The 14,636-nt window shown below is 66.3% G+C and carries 13 protein-coding genes; 4 read left to right on the forward strand and 9 right to left on the reverse strand.

Annotated elements, in window-relative coordinates:
- The first annotated feature begins 26 nt into the window (after window positions 1–26).
- Window positions 27–830: an SDR family NAD(P)-dependent oxidoreductase gene (locus ACHMXB_RS19460; protein WP_395401089.1), complete on the forward strand. Its 804-nt coding sequence runs from the start codon at window positions 27–29 to the stop codon at window positions 828–830.
- On the opposite strand, the gene ACHMXB_RS19465 is transcribed toward ACHMXB_RS19460, so the two are convergent.
- Both ACHMXB_RS19465 and ACHMXB_RS19470 read right to left on the reverse strand, forming a co-directional pair.
- Window positions 769–1,854, reverse strand: a complete 1,086-nt coding sequence (locus tag ACHMXB_RS19465) for an FUSC family protein (protein ID WP_395401091.1) — start codon at window positions 1,852–1,854, stop codon at window positions 769–771. The two genes, ACHMXB_RS19460 and ACHMXB_RS19465, sit on opposite strands and share 62 nt — an antisense overlap.
- 236 nt (window positions 1,855–2,090) lie before the next feature.
- Window positions 2,091–3,719, reverse strand: a complete 1,629-nt coding sequence (locus ACHMXB_RS19470) for an MFS transporter (RefSeq protein WP_395401093.1) — start codon at window positions 3,717–3,719, stop codon at window positions 2,091–2,093.
- A gap of 481 nt (window positions 3,720–4,200) precedes the next feature.
- Between ACHMXB_RS19470 and ACHMXB_RS19475 the strand changes: the two genes are divergently transcribed.
- Window positions 4,201–4,707 (forward strand): hypothetical protein, encoded by a 507-nt coding sequence (locus ACHMXB_RS19475; RefSeq protein ID WP_395401095.1) that lies wholly within the window; start codon window positions 4,201–4,203, stop codon window positions 4,705–4,707.
- Between the two features lie 297 nt (window positions 4,708–5,004).
- A complete protein-coding gene (locus ACHMXB_RS19480) occupies window positions 5,005–5,265 on the forward strand; it encodes a hypothetical protein (protein WP_395401097.1) in 261 nt (86 codons plus the stop codon).
- 97 nt (window positions 5,266–5,362) lie between these two features.
- Here the strand turns inward: ACHMXB_RS19480 and ACHMXB_RS19485 are convergent, their stop codons facing one another.
- Window positions 5,363–7,987 (reverse strand): ATP-dependent DNA ligase, encoded by a 2,625-nt coding sequence (locus ACHMXB_RS19485; RefSeq protein ID WP_395401099.1) that lies wholly within the window; start codon window positions 7,985–7,987, stop codon window positions 5,363–5,365.
- Window positions 7,988–8,027: 40 nt separating this feature from the next.
- Between ACHMXB_RS19485 and ACHMXB_RS19490 the strand changes: the two genes are divergently transcribed.
- A complete protein-coding gene (locus ACHMXB_RS19490) occupies window positions 8,028–9,203 on the forward strand; it encodes a Ku protein (protein WP_395401101.1) in 1,176 nt (391 codons plus the stop codon).
- Window positions 9,204–9,243: 40 nt separating this feature from the next.
- Here the strand turns inward: ACHMXB_RS19490 and ACHMXB_RS19495 are convergent, their stop codons facing one another.
- From ACHMXB_RS19495 to ACHMXB_RS19520, 6 genes are all read right to left on the reverse strand, one after another.
- Window positions 9,244–9,510 carry a Rho termination factor N-terminal domain-containing protein gene (locus ACHMXB_RS19495; protein ID WP_395401103.1) on the reverse strand — a complete coding sequence of 89 codons (267 nt, stop codon included), beginning with the start codon at window positions 9,508–9,510 and terminating at the stop codon, window positions 9,244–9,246.
- Window positions 9,511–9,512: 2 nt separating this feature from the next.
- Window positions 9,513–9,986, reverse strand: a complete 474-nt coding sequence (locus tag ACHMXB_RS19500) for an SRPBCC family protein (protein WP_395401105.1) — start codon at window positions 9,984–9,986, stop codon at window positions 9,513–9,515.
- A gap of 256 nt (window positions 9,987–10,242) precedes the next feature.
- Entirely contained in the window at window positions 10,243–10,521 is a 279-nt protein-coding gene (locus tag ACHMXB_RS19505; RefSeq protein WP_102972873.1) for an HPr family phosphocarrier protein, read from the reverse strand.
- A 52-nt stretch (window positions 10,522–10,573) separates the two neighbouring features.
- On the reverse strand, window positions 10,574–12,628 hold the full coding sequence (locus tag ACHMXB_RS19510) for a fructose-specific PTS transporter subunit EIIC (protein WP_395401107.1): 2,055 nt from the start codon (window positions 12,626–12,628) through the stop codon (window positions 10,574–10,576).
- Window positions 12,629–12,630: 2 nt separating this feature from the next.
- The gene (locus ACHMXB_RS19515; protein WP_395401109.1) at window positions 12,631–13,629 is read right to left on the reverse strand and encodes a 1-phosphofructokinase family hexose kinase; all 999 of its coding nucleotides are present in this window, start codon (window positions 13,627–13,629) and stop codon (window positions 12,631–12,633) included.
- Window positions 13,626–14,432 (reverse strand): DeoR/GlpR family DNA-binding transcription regulator, encoded by an 807-nt coding sequence (locus tag ACHMXB_RS19520; protein WP_395401111.1) that lies wholly within the window; start codon window positions 14,430–14,432, stop codon window positions 13,626–13,628. The genes ACHMXB_RS19515 and ACHMXB_RS19520 overlap by 4 nt, the downstream gene beginning before the upstream one ends.
- Between the last annotated feature and the right edge of the window lie 204 nt (window positions 14,433–14,636).

Below are 14,636 nucleotides of genomic sequence, written 5' to 3' on the forward strand. Positions count from 1 at the left end.
CGGTGCGGCGGGCTTAGGCTGTTGGCATGACGTCCAACACCGCCAGACCCACTGTCCTCGTCACCGGCGCCACCGCGGGACTGGGCGCAGAATTCGCCCGCCAGCTTGCCGAACAGGGGAACAACCTCGTGCTCGTGGCCCGCGACACGGCTCGGCTGCAGGCCACCGCAGACGAACTGCAGAGGCGGTACGGAACCACGGCTGAGGTGCTGACCGCGGATCTGACCGACGACGGCGGCGTGGCCGCCGTCGTCGGACGCCTTTCCGACCCCTCACGGCCGGTGGACATGTTGGTGAACAACGCCGGGATCGGGCTGCTGCACAACTTCGACGAGAACCCGATCGAGGATGAGAAGAAGCACCTGAGGCTGCACGTGCAGACGGCCATGGAGCTCAGCCACGCCGCCCTCCAGGGCATGCTGGCCCGCGGTTCCGGCCGGATCATCAACGTTGCCAGCGTGGCGGCTTTCCTGCCCCGCGGTTCCTACTCGGCGGCGAAGGCGTGGCTGCTCAGCTTCAGCCGCTGGGCGAACCTCGCCTACTCGCCCCGCGGTGTGAAGGTGACCGCCGTCTGCCCCGGCTTTGTCCACACCGAGTTCCATGACCGGATGGGGATGGACAAGTCGGTGGCACCGGGCTGGACGTGGCTGCGGCCGGGCCGGGTGGTTCGCGAAGCACTGGCGGACAATGAGCGCGGGAAAGCTGTTTCCATCCCCACCAAGCGCTACAAGGTGCTGGCCGCCGTCGCCCGCGTGGTGCCGGACAGGTTTACGGCAGGGCCGCCGCGCCGGCCGCAGGAGCCGGGCGTCGGTTCCGCCGCGAGCGGATAAGCACCACCACAAGGATTCCGGTGCCGGCCCCGACCACGGTTTCGACGGCGCGTTCGACGATGAGCACTTGCGGGTCCGCCGGGGCCGCCAGCTGGGTCATCAGCAGGATGACCGGAGTGAACCAGACCATCGCCAGCCCGTAGTGCCGGGTCATGAACAGCTCCGTGCCGAACTGGCAGACGATCACCAGCAGCGCCAGCACCGCGGCCTCCGCTCCCGGGAAAAAATGCAGCGGAGCCCAGGGCCCCGGTAGAAGTACGACGGCGACCAGCACCAGCCCGAGGAACGTCCCCATCATCCTGTGGATGCCGCGGTGGACGCTGCTGGGCAGGTCCGCGCCGGCGAGCGGAACCGCGGCGGCCGCCATCGCCCAGTGCGGGTGGCCGCTTCCGGTCAGGACGCCAACGGTGCCGGCGGCCCCGACGGCCAGCACATAGCGGGCCGCGTGTATTGCCGCGTGGCGCCGGAAAGTTCCGTGGAGGCGGACTGCCGGACGGACCGCGCCGGGGTGCCAGGCCCTGCCGCGGACCCAGCCGCCGAATCCCACCAGCAAGGAGAACGCCGCGGCGCCGCCGGCGATGAGCAGCGCAACATACCAGGGCACGGCGGTGGGAACGGAGGCGCAGGCGCCCAGGGCGAGGATCCCGAAGAAGGGGCCGTTGGGCCGCAGGCGCACCTTGTCAGAATAGACAGACCCCACGCCCGCCAGCAGGGCCTCGATGCCCACGAGCCACCAGGAGTGCAGGCCGTTGACCGACAGGACCACGCCCACGGTCACCCCGGACAGCAGAACCAGTGCCGCCTGGAGCTGATGGGTGAGCCGGAGCTGGTGCGGCTCGGAACGGCCGTACATGCCGGTGAGCGCGCCGAACACGGCATAGATGGTGAGCTCCGGACTGCCGAGGAGCAGCAGGACCAGGGAGGGGACGGCCACGCTGATGGCAACGCGCCATGCCGAAAGATGGTCATTGTTGGCGGGGCCAAAGCTGTGCAGCTGCCGCAGGTGGTGCACTACAGACTGCACCGGCCCAACCCCTTTCATCCTACGAAATTAGCATTACAGCAAAGATCTCACCGCGTGCTGCGTCACAAAGTGAGACAGACAACAGGCTGCATCGACTGGGCAACTCTGGCGGCGCAACTCTGGCGGCGCGGGCGGCGTTGCAGCGCGAAGGCCCGCCGGGCGTGCCCCGTGGAAAGGGTCATGCCGGACGGGCCTTCAGTCGCGTCAGCCTTCAGCCGCAGCGGGCTGTAGCAGCATCAGGTGCGGGCGGGCACCTTGTTCAGTTCGTCGTCGAGTTCCTTGTCCAGACCGTTGGCCGGATCCTGTGACCTGTTCAGTTCATCGACGGTCTCGAACGGCAGTTCGTCGAGGTCGATCAGCGGGTTCTCGTCCTGGGTGGCCACCAGTTCACGGGCCTCGGCCGGGGTGTCCACGCTGGGCATGGAGCCGGGCAGCGGGCGCTGGGCGGATTCCTTGAGGAAGTAGATGGCCACGGCACCAACGGCCGAGGTGGCCATCAGGTAGTAGGCAGGCATCATGTCGTTGCCGGTGGCGCTAATGAGGGCAGCCACGATGAACGGGGTGGTGCCGCCGAAGATCGCCACGGAGAAGTTGTAGGCAATGCCCATGGCGCCGTAGCGGCTGGCCGTGGGGAACTGGGCCGGCAACGCCGAGGCGAGGTTTGCAACGTAGAAGGTCACCGGGAACGCGATCAGCGACAGGCCGGCCAGGGTTGACCAGACGCTGCCAATGCCGATCAGCATGAACGCCGGGGCAGCCAGGACCACGGTGCTGACAGCGCCGATCCAGAGAACCGGGCGGCGACCGATGCGGTCGGAGAGCTTGCCGGTCAGCGGAATGCAAAGGCTCATGACCACGAGCACCGGGATGGTGAGCAGCGTGCCGTGGACGGGGTCGTAACCCTTGGATTCCGTGAGGTACGTGGGCATGTAGGAAGTCAGCGCGTATCCGGCGGTGTTGGCCGCCGCCACGAGGATCATGGCAACGATGATGGAGCGCCAGTAGGCCTTGACGATGCCCACCGGGCCCTTTGCCGCGGCCTCATCACCGGAGGCAGCGTCCTTGGCGAGTTCCTCCTGAGCGTCCAGGGTGGCCTGGAACTGCGGGGACTCTTCAATCTTGCTTCGGAAGTACACGGCGATGAGGCCCAAAGGACCGGCGATCAGGAACGGCAGGCGCCAGCCCCAGTCCTCCATGGCGGCCTGGCCCAGCGTCAGCTGCAGCACGGACACCAGCGCGGCACCCAGGGCGAAGCCGAGGTAGCTGCCCATGTCCAGGAAGCTGGCGAAAAAGCCGCGGCGCTTGTCCGGCGAATACTCGCTCACGAAGGTGGTGGCACCGGCGTATTCGCCGCCGGTGGAGAAGCCCTGCACGAGTTTGAGCACCACCAGGAGGGCGGCTGCCCACATGCCAATCTGCGCGTAGCCGGGCAGCAGGCCGACGGCGAAGGTGCTCGCCGCCATGAGCATCAGCGTGGCCGCGAGGACCTTCTGGCGGCCGATCTTGTCGCCTAGCCAGCCGAACACGACGCCGCCGAGCGGGCGGGCGATGAAGGTGGCAGCGAACGTGCCCAGGAGGAACAGCGTCTGCACGCTCTTGTCGGCCTCCGGCAGGAACACCGGACCCATGGTGGTGATGAGATAGCCGAACACGCCGACGTCGTACCACTCCATGGTGTTGCCCACGATGGTGCCGCCGAGGGCCTTCTTGAGCATGGGCTGGTCTACGACGTTAACGTCGGATACCTTGAGCCGGCGCCGCGCGAGCAGCTTTGGTTTTTTCGCACTTTTGGGTGCGGCCTGGTTGTTTCCGCTGGCGTTCCTGGCGCCTGCTGAAGAGTCGGTCGTGCTTCGGTCTGTGGGCATTTGGGCAACTCCTGTGGAGGTCATTTGCTTGCGACTTATAGCTGCCCCGCTCCGGGCAGGCCTTCAATTTTACGGGATTTCCATGGATTTCGAGAGTTCGGTGCCGTATGATCACCCGGTTTAGGGGGCAAAACCGCGCTGAAGCCAGATTTGTTTTGGCGGATCTGGCCCCGCCATCCTGCGGATTTTCCGCCACAGGGGTGATCGTTATCAAACCTTTTTCTGGAACAGGGCTCTTCGGGTCCTAATCCGCGCCGAATCAGCGCCGAATCCACGCGCAATCCGGCCCTCCAGGGGCCCCAATTCCGGCCCAGCCGGGCAGGTGTAAGCGGCGGCGGAGGGGTGCTGATTGAACCGAACAGCGGCGGTACTCGTCTGATTGGTTAGATCCAGGTTCAGGACCCGGCACGGTGGACCGGGGAGGCCAGGACTGAGCGTTCATAACTTCCAGACGGTTTTACTTCCAGACAGGGTGTTCGCCATGGACTACGAGATCAGCGGTTTGCCGATGCATGTGTTGCTCGTCCACGCCACGGTGGTCTTCGTTCCGTTGGCGGCCCTTTGCACGCTGCTCAGCCTTCTCTGGCCCGCCGCCCGACGGCGTTTGGGAATCGTCACCCCGCTGGTCGCCCTGCTGGCTCTGATCCTGGTGCCGGTTACGTCCGCGGCTGGCGCGTGGCTCTTGGACCGTGTTGATGTCACACCGCGGATCAATGCCCACATGCAGCTCGCCGGGATGCTCCTGCCGTGGGTGGTGGGCGTGTTCCTCGTGGCCCTTGCCCAGTGGCTGTGGTTCCGCTACGGCACCTCGCAGGCAGAAGGGATGAGGCGGCGAATGGGCACCGCCGGGTCCCGTATCGCGGGGATTGTCGCCGTCGTGGTCGCCCTGGTGCTCTGCGGCGGTGCCGTAGCCTCTGTGGCGATCATCGGGGAAGCGGGATCCCGGGCGGTGTGGGAAGGGTCCTTCCGGACCGGGGCCGACGACTAGTACTGAGTCTCTTCCCGGACGGCGTGATTCTGCCTAAGGTGGAGCCATGGGAACACTGATCTTCGAGTAATGGACGCGCCATGACGGCCACAGTTCGCGGTTGACCCGCTCACTGCCAACCAGTCCGCTGTTGGCCGCCGTGCCCGGCATTCACCGCCGCAACCAACTCCGCCTTTCAGGTTTCTGCCTTCGCAGTGCTTCTTCGCGGGAGCCCGGCTTCTTTGCAATCCGGCGACGGCGGATTCACGGATCAAAATATGGGGAACAACTTCATTTCATCGCGGAAAGGAAGAACAAATGGCCGACTCCTACAACGGAAGCAGCATCAAGCCGGATGTCGCTGCGCATCTGGCGGAATCGATGGAAAGGCCGGCGCTGCCCACTCCCGAAACCCTGGCCGTCACCGCGGCCATGGGCGGGGCAAAGCAGTGGCCGGACGGCAACGGCAAACGGCGCCACCCCAAGGAACACGGCGCAAGCCCCGGACGCGCGGGACAGGGCGCTGCTGTGACGGCAATCCACCGGACCGGCCGGCCGCAGATACCGCACTCGTCCTGACCAACTGACAATACGAAACAGCCTGGCTTCGCCCAATATCGGGTGTCGCCAGGCTGTTTCTCTTTGGCTGGCGGGCAGGTTCTTCAGGGCTGGTTCATCAGGACGGCGGGGATTCCAGCACCACCTCCGCCGGTTCCTTGTCCAACCGCCAGCCGCGCCATACCGGGTGTCGAAGCTTGCCGCTCCCGGTCCACTCACCGAAGGTCACCTCACCCACCAGGGCGGGGTTCACCCAGCGCGCGTCCGCCGCATCCGCTGACGGAACATCATCGAACGGCGACGTCTTCTGCGCCAGCCCCTCCATCTTTTTCCGCAGCTCCTCCAGTTCACGCATGCTGAATCCGCTTCCCACACGGCCCACATACCGCAGCTTCTTGCCCTCCGGAATGCCCACCAGCAGGGACCCCACGGTGTTGGACCGGTCGCCCCTGCCCGGACGCCAGCCGCCCACTACCACTTCCTGCGTCTGTTCGATCTTGAGCTTGATCCACGTGTGCGTCCGTTGCCCGCTCACATAACGGCTGTCCGCGCGCTTGGCCATCACGCCTTCCAGGCCCAGCTCGCGGGCGCTTTCCAGGATGTGCTCCACCTTCTCGTCGAGGGTCTCCGACAGTTCCACTGGGCACCCGCCGGGCTCGAAGAAGTCGGCGAGGCGATCCCGCCGCTTCCTCAGGGGCAGCCTGCGGAGGTCATCGCCGTCGTCAGCCAGCAGGTCAAAGAGCATCATCCGCACCGGGATGGTGGCACGGGCCCGTTTCACGTCGCCCGGCCTGGTCAGCTTCATCCTTCCCTGCAGGAGCCCGAAGTCGGGCCGCCCGGAAGGCCCGACGGCGAAGATCTCGCCGTCCGCGATGAAGTCCTGCGGGGGCCAGCAGCTTCTGTCCGTGAATTCGGGATAGCTGGCCGACATGTCGTTGCCGTTCCGGCTCAGGAGCCTGATTCGATCGCCGTCCGCCACCACGAGCGCACGGATCCCGTCCCACTTCAGTTCAAAGAGCCACTCGCTGCCGTGCAGGTCCGCCGGGGTTCCGGCCGAGGCGAGCATGGGGGCTGGGTCCTCCTGGAGGGTCTCCTTTCGGGGTGCTGCCGGCCTGGAAGCAGCTGCGCGCGCCGGGCTGGAAGCGCCCGTGCGGGCCGGGCTCGCCGGTTCCTTGGATCTCACCGCTTCCTTGGTGCCGCCCGGCTTTTTCCGTGTTCCCGGGACCCTGTCCATCAGATGGATGAGCCACTGCGACTCCTCGCCGTGGCCCTTCCCGGTATGGATCAGGGCGATCCTCCTGGTGCCGCCAAGCCCGCCGCCCTCACGGCCCGTCAGTGTGGCAATGACTTCCTTGCCGTTCACCCATTTTTCGAGCTCATAGACACCCTTGTCCCAGATGCTGACGCTGCCCGCCCCGTACTCGCCCTTGGGGATGTCGCCCTCAAAATCGGCATAGTCCATGGGGTGGTCCTCGGTCTGTACCGCCAGGTGATTCTTGTCCCCCGACTCCGGCACGCCCTTTGGAAGCGCCCAGGAGACAAGCACGCCCTCATGCTCCAGCCGGAAGTCGAAGTGGAGCCGGCTGGCATGGTGCTCCTGGATGACGAAGATCTCCTTGCCCGCCTGCGACGCAACGCCGTTGGCCTTTGCCGCGTGGTGCTCTTCCGCAGTGAACGGCTCCGGTGTCTTGCGTTGGTCACGCAGGGAGCGGTATTTGTTCAGCCGGGAATCCGCGTGCCCGCCGCCCGGCGGTCCGGCGCTTCTAGTGGGGGCGTGGTCCGGGTGGGCTGTGTTCGCGTTGCCGGCGCCGTCAGGGCGGCCGGTGCCGGTATGGCCTGGGCCAGGGTGCCCGGTGGCGGAACTGACCGGGGCGAAGGGGTCCTTCCCGGCCGCCACCCGGCGCATGACCTCCTCGTAGTCAAGGTGCTTCAGCGACGGCGAACTCAACTCCCGCCAGGTCCGCGGAGCCGCCACAGTGGGGTGCAGGCGCCCGCGGAGTGAGTACGGAACGATGGTGGTCTTCGCGGCGTTGTTCTGGCTCCAGTCCACCAGGACCTTTCCCGTCCTGAGGGTCTTCTTCATGTCGCTGACGGCCAAGTCCGGGTGGTCGGCCTCCAGGGCCCGGGCCAGTTCACGGGCGAAGGCGGAGACCTCATCCGAGGTCTGTGTCCCGTTCAGGACAGCGTACAGATGGATCCCCTTGCTGCCGCTGGTCACCGGAACGGGGTCAAGCCCCACGTCCTGCAGGATGGTCCGCGCCAGCTTGGCCACCTCCACGCATTCGGGCAGTCCCGCGCCTTCGCCGGGATCGAGGTCCAGGACCAGCCGGTCGGGAGGCAGGGCACTGCCGTGGGAGTCCACCGTCCACTGCGGCACGTGGATCTCCAGCGAGGCGATCTGCGCCAGCCAGGTGAGGGTGGCCGGATCATTGACCAGCGGGTAGTAGTTGGTGTTGGTCTTGTGGGTGATGGCGGCGCGGGGCACCCAGCCCGGGGCAGAGTCGTCCAGGTTCTTCTGGAAAAACATCTCACCGGGCTGGGTTTCTGTTCCTACCCCGTGCACCCACCTCTTGCGGGTTGCCGGGCGGTTTCTGGCTGCCGGGATCAGCACCGGGGCCACAGCGGCGTAATACGCGATGATGTCCGCCTTGGTGGTGCCGGTGGCGGGATACATCACCTTGTCGAGGTTCGTCAGGGTCAATTCGCGGCCGCCGACCCGGACGCGTTCCTTACCGCCGGCCACGGGGCTTCACCTCCGGGCCTGCGTGCTGTTGACTTGTCCCATGAGAGCCATCTGGAAAGGCGCCATCGCGTTCGGGCTGGTCAACGTCCCGGTGAAGGTCTACAGCGCCACCGAGGACCATGACATCAGCCTCCATCAGGTGCACAACGCCGACGGCGGCCGGATCCGCTACCAGCGCCGCTGCGAGGTCTGCAGCGAGGTGGTTGACTACTCCGACATTGAGAAGGCCTACGAGGACGACGGCCGGACGGTGATCCTCACAAAGGAGGAGCTCAAGGCCATCCCCGCGGAGAACAGCCACGAGATCGAAGTGGTGCAGTTCGTGCCCTCCGACCAGCTCGACCCCATCATGTTCGAGAAGAGCTACTACCTGGAGCCGGACTCCAAGTCGCCCAAAGCCTACATGCTGCTGCGCAGGGCACTGGAGGACACAGAGCGTGTGGCCGTGGTGCAGTTCGCACTGCGGGACAAGACACGGCTGGGTGCCTTGCGGATCCGCGACGACGTCCTGATGCTCCAGGCGCTGCTGTGGGCGGACGAAGTCCGGGAAGCAGCGTTTCCCGCCCTGGATACATCCATCCGCATCTCCGCGCAGGAACGTGAGATGTCCGCCGCGCTGGTGGAGTCCATGGCCTCCGACTTCGAGCCCGAGCAGTTCACCGACGACTACCAGGCACAGCTTCGACAGCTCATCGAGGCGAAGCTGGAAAAGGGCGACGCGCTGGACACAGAGGAGACGTTCGGTGCCGAGGCCGAGGGCGGCAACGGCGAAGTAATCGACCTGATGGAGGCCCTGAAGCGCAGTCTGGACAAGAAGCGCGGGGGAGGGGCGGCCAAACAAGAGTCGTCTGAAGACGAATCGGATGAGGAAGAGCCGGCCCAACCAGCCAAGCGTGGCAGTGGTAGCCGCAGCGCCAGCGGCAGAGCCACCAGCAGCCGGAGCCGGACCAGCACCGCCAAAAAGGCCGACGGGGATTCCGACGCCGAGACTACCAAGAGCGGTACCTCCGGGACCCGCAGCAGGTCCGCCGCTTCTAAGTCGGGCGCTGCTGCTAAACCCAGCACGGCTTCGAAGACCAGCACGGCTTCGAAGACCAGCACGGCTTCGAAGACCGGGACGGCGTCGAAGACCGGCACCGCATCGAAAAGCGGCGCTGCGGCCAAGTCCACCACGAAGACCGCGTCCACGGCGAAGACCGCGCGAAAGGGCGCCTGAAAGGGCGGGCGCCCCGCCGCGCGGCTGCACGTGCACCCGCCTAGGAATTCCTGAGCGCAGAGACGAGTTCGCTCTTTTTCTTGCCTGAATACCCCTTGAGGCCGACTTCTTTGGCTTTCGCCTTGAGCTGATCAACGGTCCAGTCTTCGTAGTCGCCGGACTTGCCGCCCTTCCGGCCCACTTCGGAGCATCCTTTATTGGCTGCCGCGTTGGAGACGCGCGCCGCTTTCTGTTTCGATGCACCCTCGCCGCGGAGCTCTTCGTAGAGTTTGGGATCTTTCAGGCTGGGATTCTTCTTCTCTGGCATGGCTACCTCCCACTGTCCACTTCGCCTCGGGCCACAGCGGCACGCCAGGCGCCCGTCTCGATCCCGCGGGTTTCGATGAACTCCTTGAACCGCTCCAGGTCGGAGGATACCTGCTGCTCATCAACGTGGGCGGCGGCCCCGGCCCTTTCCAGCAGGCTCTCCGGCTCCCATTCGAGTTCCACGTTCACTCGGCAGAGGTCCTCGCCCAGGCTCTCGAAGGTGACCCGGCCGGCGTTGCGCGGCTTGTCCGTGCTGACCCAGGCGATGCACCGGTCCGGCGTCTGTTCCAGGATCTGCGCATCGTATTCGCGCTTGACGCCCGCCACGCTGGTGCGGAAATGGAGGGAGGTTTCGTCGATCTGCTCGACGGACTCGACCCCCTTCATGAAGCGGGGGAACGATTCGAACTGTGTCCACTGGTTGTAGGCGGTGCTGACTGGTACCTCGACGTCCACGCTTTCCTGCAAGGTTTCCACTCTGTCATTCTCCTTCAGTCCGGCAGTTCCGCCGGTCATTCAATGGCTGGCCACAGTTCCAAGCTAGTAGGGCGCAGAATCAAAAACAAGAAACTACTAAGGTTGCTTACTTAGGTGGGGCGGGCCCCTGATCAGGCACGATGTCCCCCCGGTCACGCACCGGCAGCAAAATCCATCCGGAAACGGCTACGGCCGGCCTCCGCCGGCCGTCCCCTGAGGGGACTGCGGCGGAAACCGGCCGTAAAGCGCGCGGTGCCTATTCGGCGTCGTGATCCGTTTCCAGGATCTGAACCAGACGCTCGAGCGCTGCATCAGCCCCGTCACCCTCGGCCCGGAGCACCACAACGTCGCCGTGCGATGCGCCAAGGCTCATGAGGGAAAGGATGCTGGCGGCGTCCATTGCTTCGTCGGCCGGCTCCCCTTCGCGGGCGATGGTGATGTCGAGGTCAAACTCGCCTGCGGCCTCGGCGAAGATGGCGGCGGGGCGGGCGTGCAGGCCTACGCGGCTGGCGACAGTTGCGTTACGTTCGGACATTTCTGCTCCTTGCAATTGCAGTGCGGGTTGGAATGCTGAAGGACAGCGGGGGTCAGACAGTTACAGGGACGGTCTCCACCGTATCAACGGCCTTGCGGGCAGCCCAGCGTTTGAGGGCCACCACGATGAGGGCTGTGACCACGGTTCCGGCCAGGATGGACACGATGAACATCAGCACGTTGCCGATGGCGAAGAACACGAAGATGCCGCCGTGGGGTGCCTGTGACGTGACGCCGAAGGCCATGGTGAGGGCACCTGTGACTGCGCCGCCGACCATGCTGGCGGGGATGACGCGGAGCGGGTCAGCTGCCGCGAACGGAATGGCGCCCTCGGAGATGAAGGAGGCGCCCAGCAGCCAGGCTGCCTTGCCGTTCTCGCGCTCGGCCAGGCTGAAGACCTTCTTGTCCAGGACGGTGGCCAGGGCCATGGCCAGCGGCGGCACCATGCCGGCGGCCATCACGGTGGCCATGATCTGCCAGGGTGCCTGGTTGGTTGCGCTGCCGGCGCCGAGGCCTGCGACGGCGAAGGCGTAGGCCACCTTGTTCACGGGGCCGCCGAGGTCGAAGCACATCATGAGGCCGAGGATGATGCCCAGGACGATGGCCGAGGCGCCGGACATGCCGGACAGCCAGGTGTTCAGGCCGACGGTGATGGCGGCAATCGGTCCACCCAGGAACAGGAACATCGCGCCGGAGGCGATGATTGAGGCCAGCAGCGGAATGATGACGACGGGCATCAGGCCACGGAGCCAGCGCGGCACTGACCATGTTCCGATCAGGTGGGCGATGTAGCCGGCGAGCAGGCCGCCGACGATGCCGCCGAGGAAGCCGGCGCCCATGAAGCCGGAGACAGCGCCGGCAACGAAGCCCGGTGCAATACCCGGGCGGTCGGCGATTGCGTACGCAATGTAGCCGGCGAGGGCGGGAACCAGGAAGCCCATGGACAGGGCACCGATCTTGAAGAATACGGTGCCGAGGTACAGGGCGAGGTTGCCGTCGGGAAGATTGACCAGGGAGTTGTTGGCCAGGATGTCATTGGCCTTGGTGCCCAGGGCGATGTCGAAACCCGCGAGCAGGAAGCCCAGCGCGATCAGCAGGCCGCCGCCGGCGACGAACGGGATCATGTAGCTGACGCCGGTGAGCAGTGCCTTCTTCAACTTCTGGCCGATGTGCTCACCCTTTTCGGCGGCCTCCCGCTCAGCCTGCTCCTCAGCACCGAAGTGCGGAACCCGGTGGGCGCGCGGGTTGTCTGCCGCGTCCAGCGCTTCCTGGACCATCTTGGCGGGCTCGTCGATGCCGCGCTTGACCGGCGCGTTGATGACCGGCTTGCCCGCGAAGCGCTCCTTGCCGCGAACGTCCACATCGACGGCGAAGATCACGGCGTCGGCAGCGGCGATGACTGCGGGGTCCAGCGGCTTGGCGCCCGAGGAGCCCTGGGTTTCGACCTGCAGGTCCACGCCCACTTCCTTGGCTGCGGCCACGAGGGAGTCTGCAGCCATATAGGTGTGCGCGATGCCGGTTGGGCAGGCAGTTACGGCGACGAGGCGCCGCGGTCCGCCGGAAGCGGCACCGCCAGCAGCAGCACCGGCAGCGGCGGCGCCGGTTGAAGCGGAAGCCGTGGCCGCAGCCGTTTCCGGTGCGGCAGCGGCAGCAGGCTTGTCCGCCAGCGCGTTGTCCACGAGCTCCACGATTTCTTCCCGGGAAGCAGCCGCACGGAGCGAGCCGGTGAAGTCCTTCTTGATCAGCGAGCGGGCGAGCTTGGACAGCAGCTTCAGGTGCTCCTGGTCGGCGCCGGCCGGTGCAGCGATGAAGAAGATGAGGTCGGCGGGGCCGTCCTTGGCGCCGAAATCGACGGGCTGGGACAGGCGTGCCATGGCGAGGGTGGGTTCGGTTACGGCGGCCGAGCGGCAGTGCGGGATGGCGATGCCGCCGGGCACGCCGGTGGCCGTCTTCTGCTCGCGGGCGAAGGCATCGGTGAAGAGGCCTTCAACTTCGCTCGCACGTCCGTTGGCGGCAACACGGCCGGCCAGGTGCCGGATCACGTCCTCGGGCGAATTGCCCAGGTTCTGGTCAAGCTCGACCAGGTCCGCGGTGATGAGCTGAGTCACTGTCAATCCTTCCGGAGGGCCGTGATGGTTACGGCGTCGGGGGTTGTTTGGTGGACTGCCGGAACGGTGGAGCCCGGCAGGGAAGCGGCGGCGGCGCCATGCGCCACAGCCTGGCGGAGGCAGTCAGCCGGGGCGGCGCCCTGGCTGGCGGCCAGCAGGTAGCCGGCCAGCGACGAGTCACCGGCGCCGACCGTACTGACTGCGGTGACCGGCGGATGCGTGGCCAGCCACGCGCCGTCGGCCGTCACGAGGACAGCGCCCTTGGAACCGAGCGTTGCCAACACGGCCCCCACACCGGAACGCACGACAGCGGCAGCTGCCGCGGCGGCAGCGTACGGATCCGCTTCGAGTTCCTCAGCCGTGCTTGCCGAGGAAAAACCTGCTGCTGCGGCCAGTTCCGCCAGCTCCTCGGCATTGGGTTTGAGCAGGTCCGGTTTTCCGGACGCAGCTTCTGTTGCGTCGCCGGCTACGGCCGCTGCCAGGGGAGCGCCGGAGGAGTCGACAGCAATCTTCGGAACGCCCGCCCCGGCGTCGGCATTGCGCAGCCGCCGGGTGACTGTGGCGTAGAAATCAGCGGGAACACCGGGCGGAAGCGAACCGGCCAGGACCACCCAGCTGGCTCCGCGCGAACGTTCCAGGAGCAGGCTGATCAGCGCCTCCTGGGCGTCCGCGGCGAGGACCGGGCCGGGCTCGTTGATCTTGGTGGTCACACCGCCCGGCTCCGTCAGGGCCACGTTGGTGCGCAGCGCTTCGTGGATGGCGAGCGACGCGAAGGGCACGCCTTCTTCCCGCAGGCCCGCCAGCACGGGATCGGATTCCGCGCCGGGCAGCACCGCAAGTGTCTCGAGGCCGGAGGTCACGAGGGCGCGGGAAACATTGACTCCCTTGCCGCCGGACTCCTGGCGGACGGAAACTGCGCGCTGGACTTCGCCCCGCTCGAGCGGGCCGGGCAGCGCCACCGTCCGGTCCAGGCTGGGATTGGCTGTGAGGGTGACAATCATGCGACTACCACCTCCACGCCGGCCTCGGCGAGGGCCGCTGCTAGTTCGGAGCCGGGTTTGCGGTCAGTGATCACGGTATCCAGATCTTTCAAAGAGGCGAACTGGACGAGCGTTTCCGCTTCCAGCTTGGACGAATCGGCGAGGACCACAATGCGGCGTGCCGAATGGACGAAGGCAGCCTTGACTGCGGCTTCTTCAGAATCTGGTGTGCTGAGGCCGAAGGTGGCGTGGATGCCGTTGGTCCCCACGAAAGCGATGTCCGGTCGCAGCCTGCCGGCCGCTTCCACAGTTCCTTGGCCCACGGCGGCCTGTGTGAGCCCGCGGACCCGGCCGCCCAGAATCTGCAGGGCGATGCCGGGTGTGCTGGCAAGCTTGGCGGCGATGGGGACGGCGTGGGTAATGACCAGGAGCTCCTGGGCGGGATCGGCCGGCTTGGCAGGACTTGATGCGCCGCGGCGGGCGAGGAGGTCAGCGAGGACTTCGGTGGTGGAACCGGCGTCCAGGAGGATGCTGCTGGAGGGGCCTTTCGGCAGGAAGCCGAGGGCGGCCTCGGCGATGCGCAGCTTCTGCGCCTGCCGCTGGATGGTCCGCTCGAGGATGCTCTCCTCCGTGGTGCTAAAGCGGTCTGCGGAGACGGCGCCGCCGTGGACGCGGCGCACCGTGCCGGCCGATTCCAGGGCAGCCAGGTCCCGGCGGACCGTTTCGGTGGTGATGCGGAAGCGCTCGGCGAGGTCGGTCACGCTGGCGCGGCCGCTGGCTGCAACGAGCCCGGCGATCTGCTGCTGACGCTCCTCGGCAAACACATACCCTCCATTGCGTACTGACAGCCCTGCATGTCCCGCAGCGCGTCTTTCCTGCATCCGTTGATTGCTTGGATCTGTTCCATCGTGACCGTTATCACAGATCTGCAAGTACTTGACTTTATCTTCGTTCATGTTGCTTTGTCAACGAAAAACCACAGAAAACCAAAAGCGCCGGACCTGACCCGAAGGTCCGGTCCGGCGCTG

Source organism: Arthrobacter sp. UC242_113 (genome assembly GCF_044054585.1).
Taxonomy (GTDB): Bacteria; Actinomycetota; Actinomycetes; order Actinomycetales; family Micrococcaceae; genus Arthrobacter.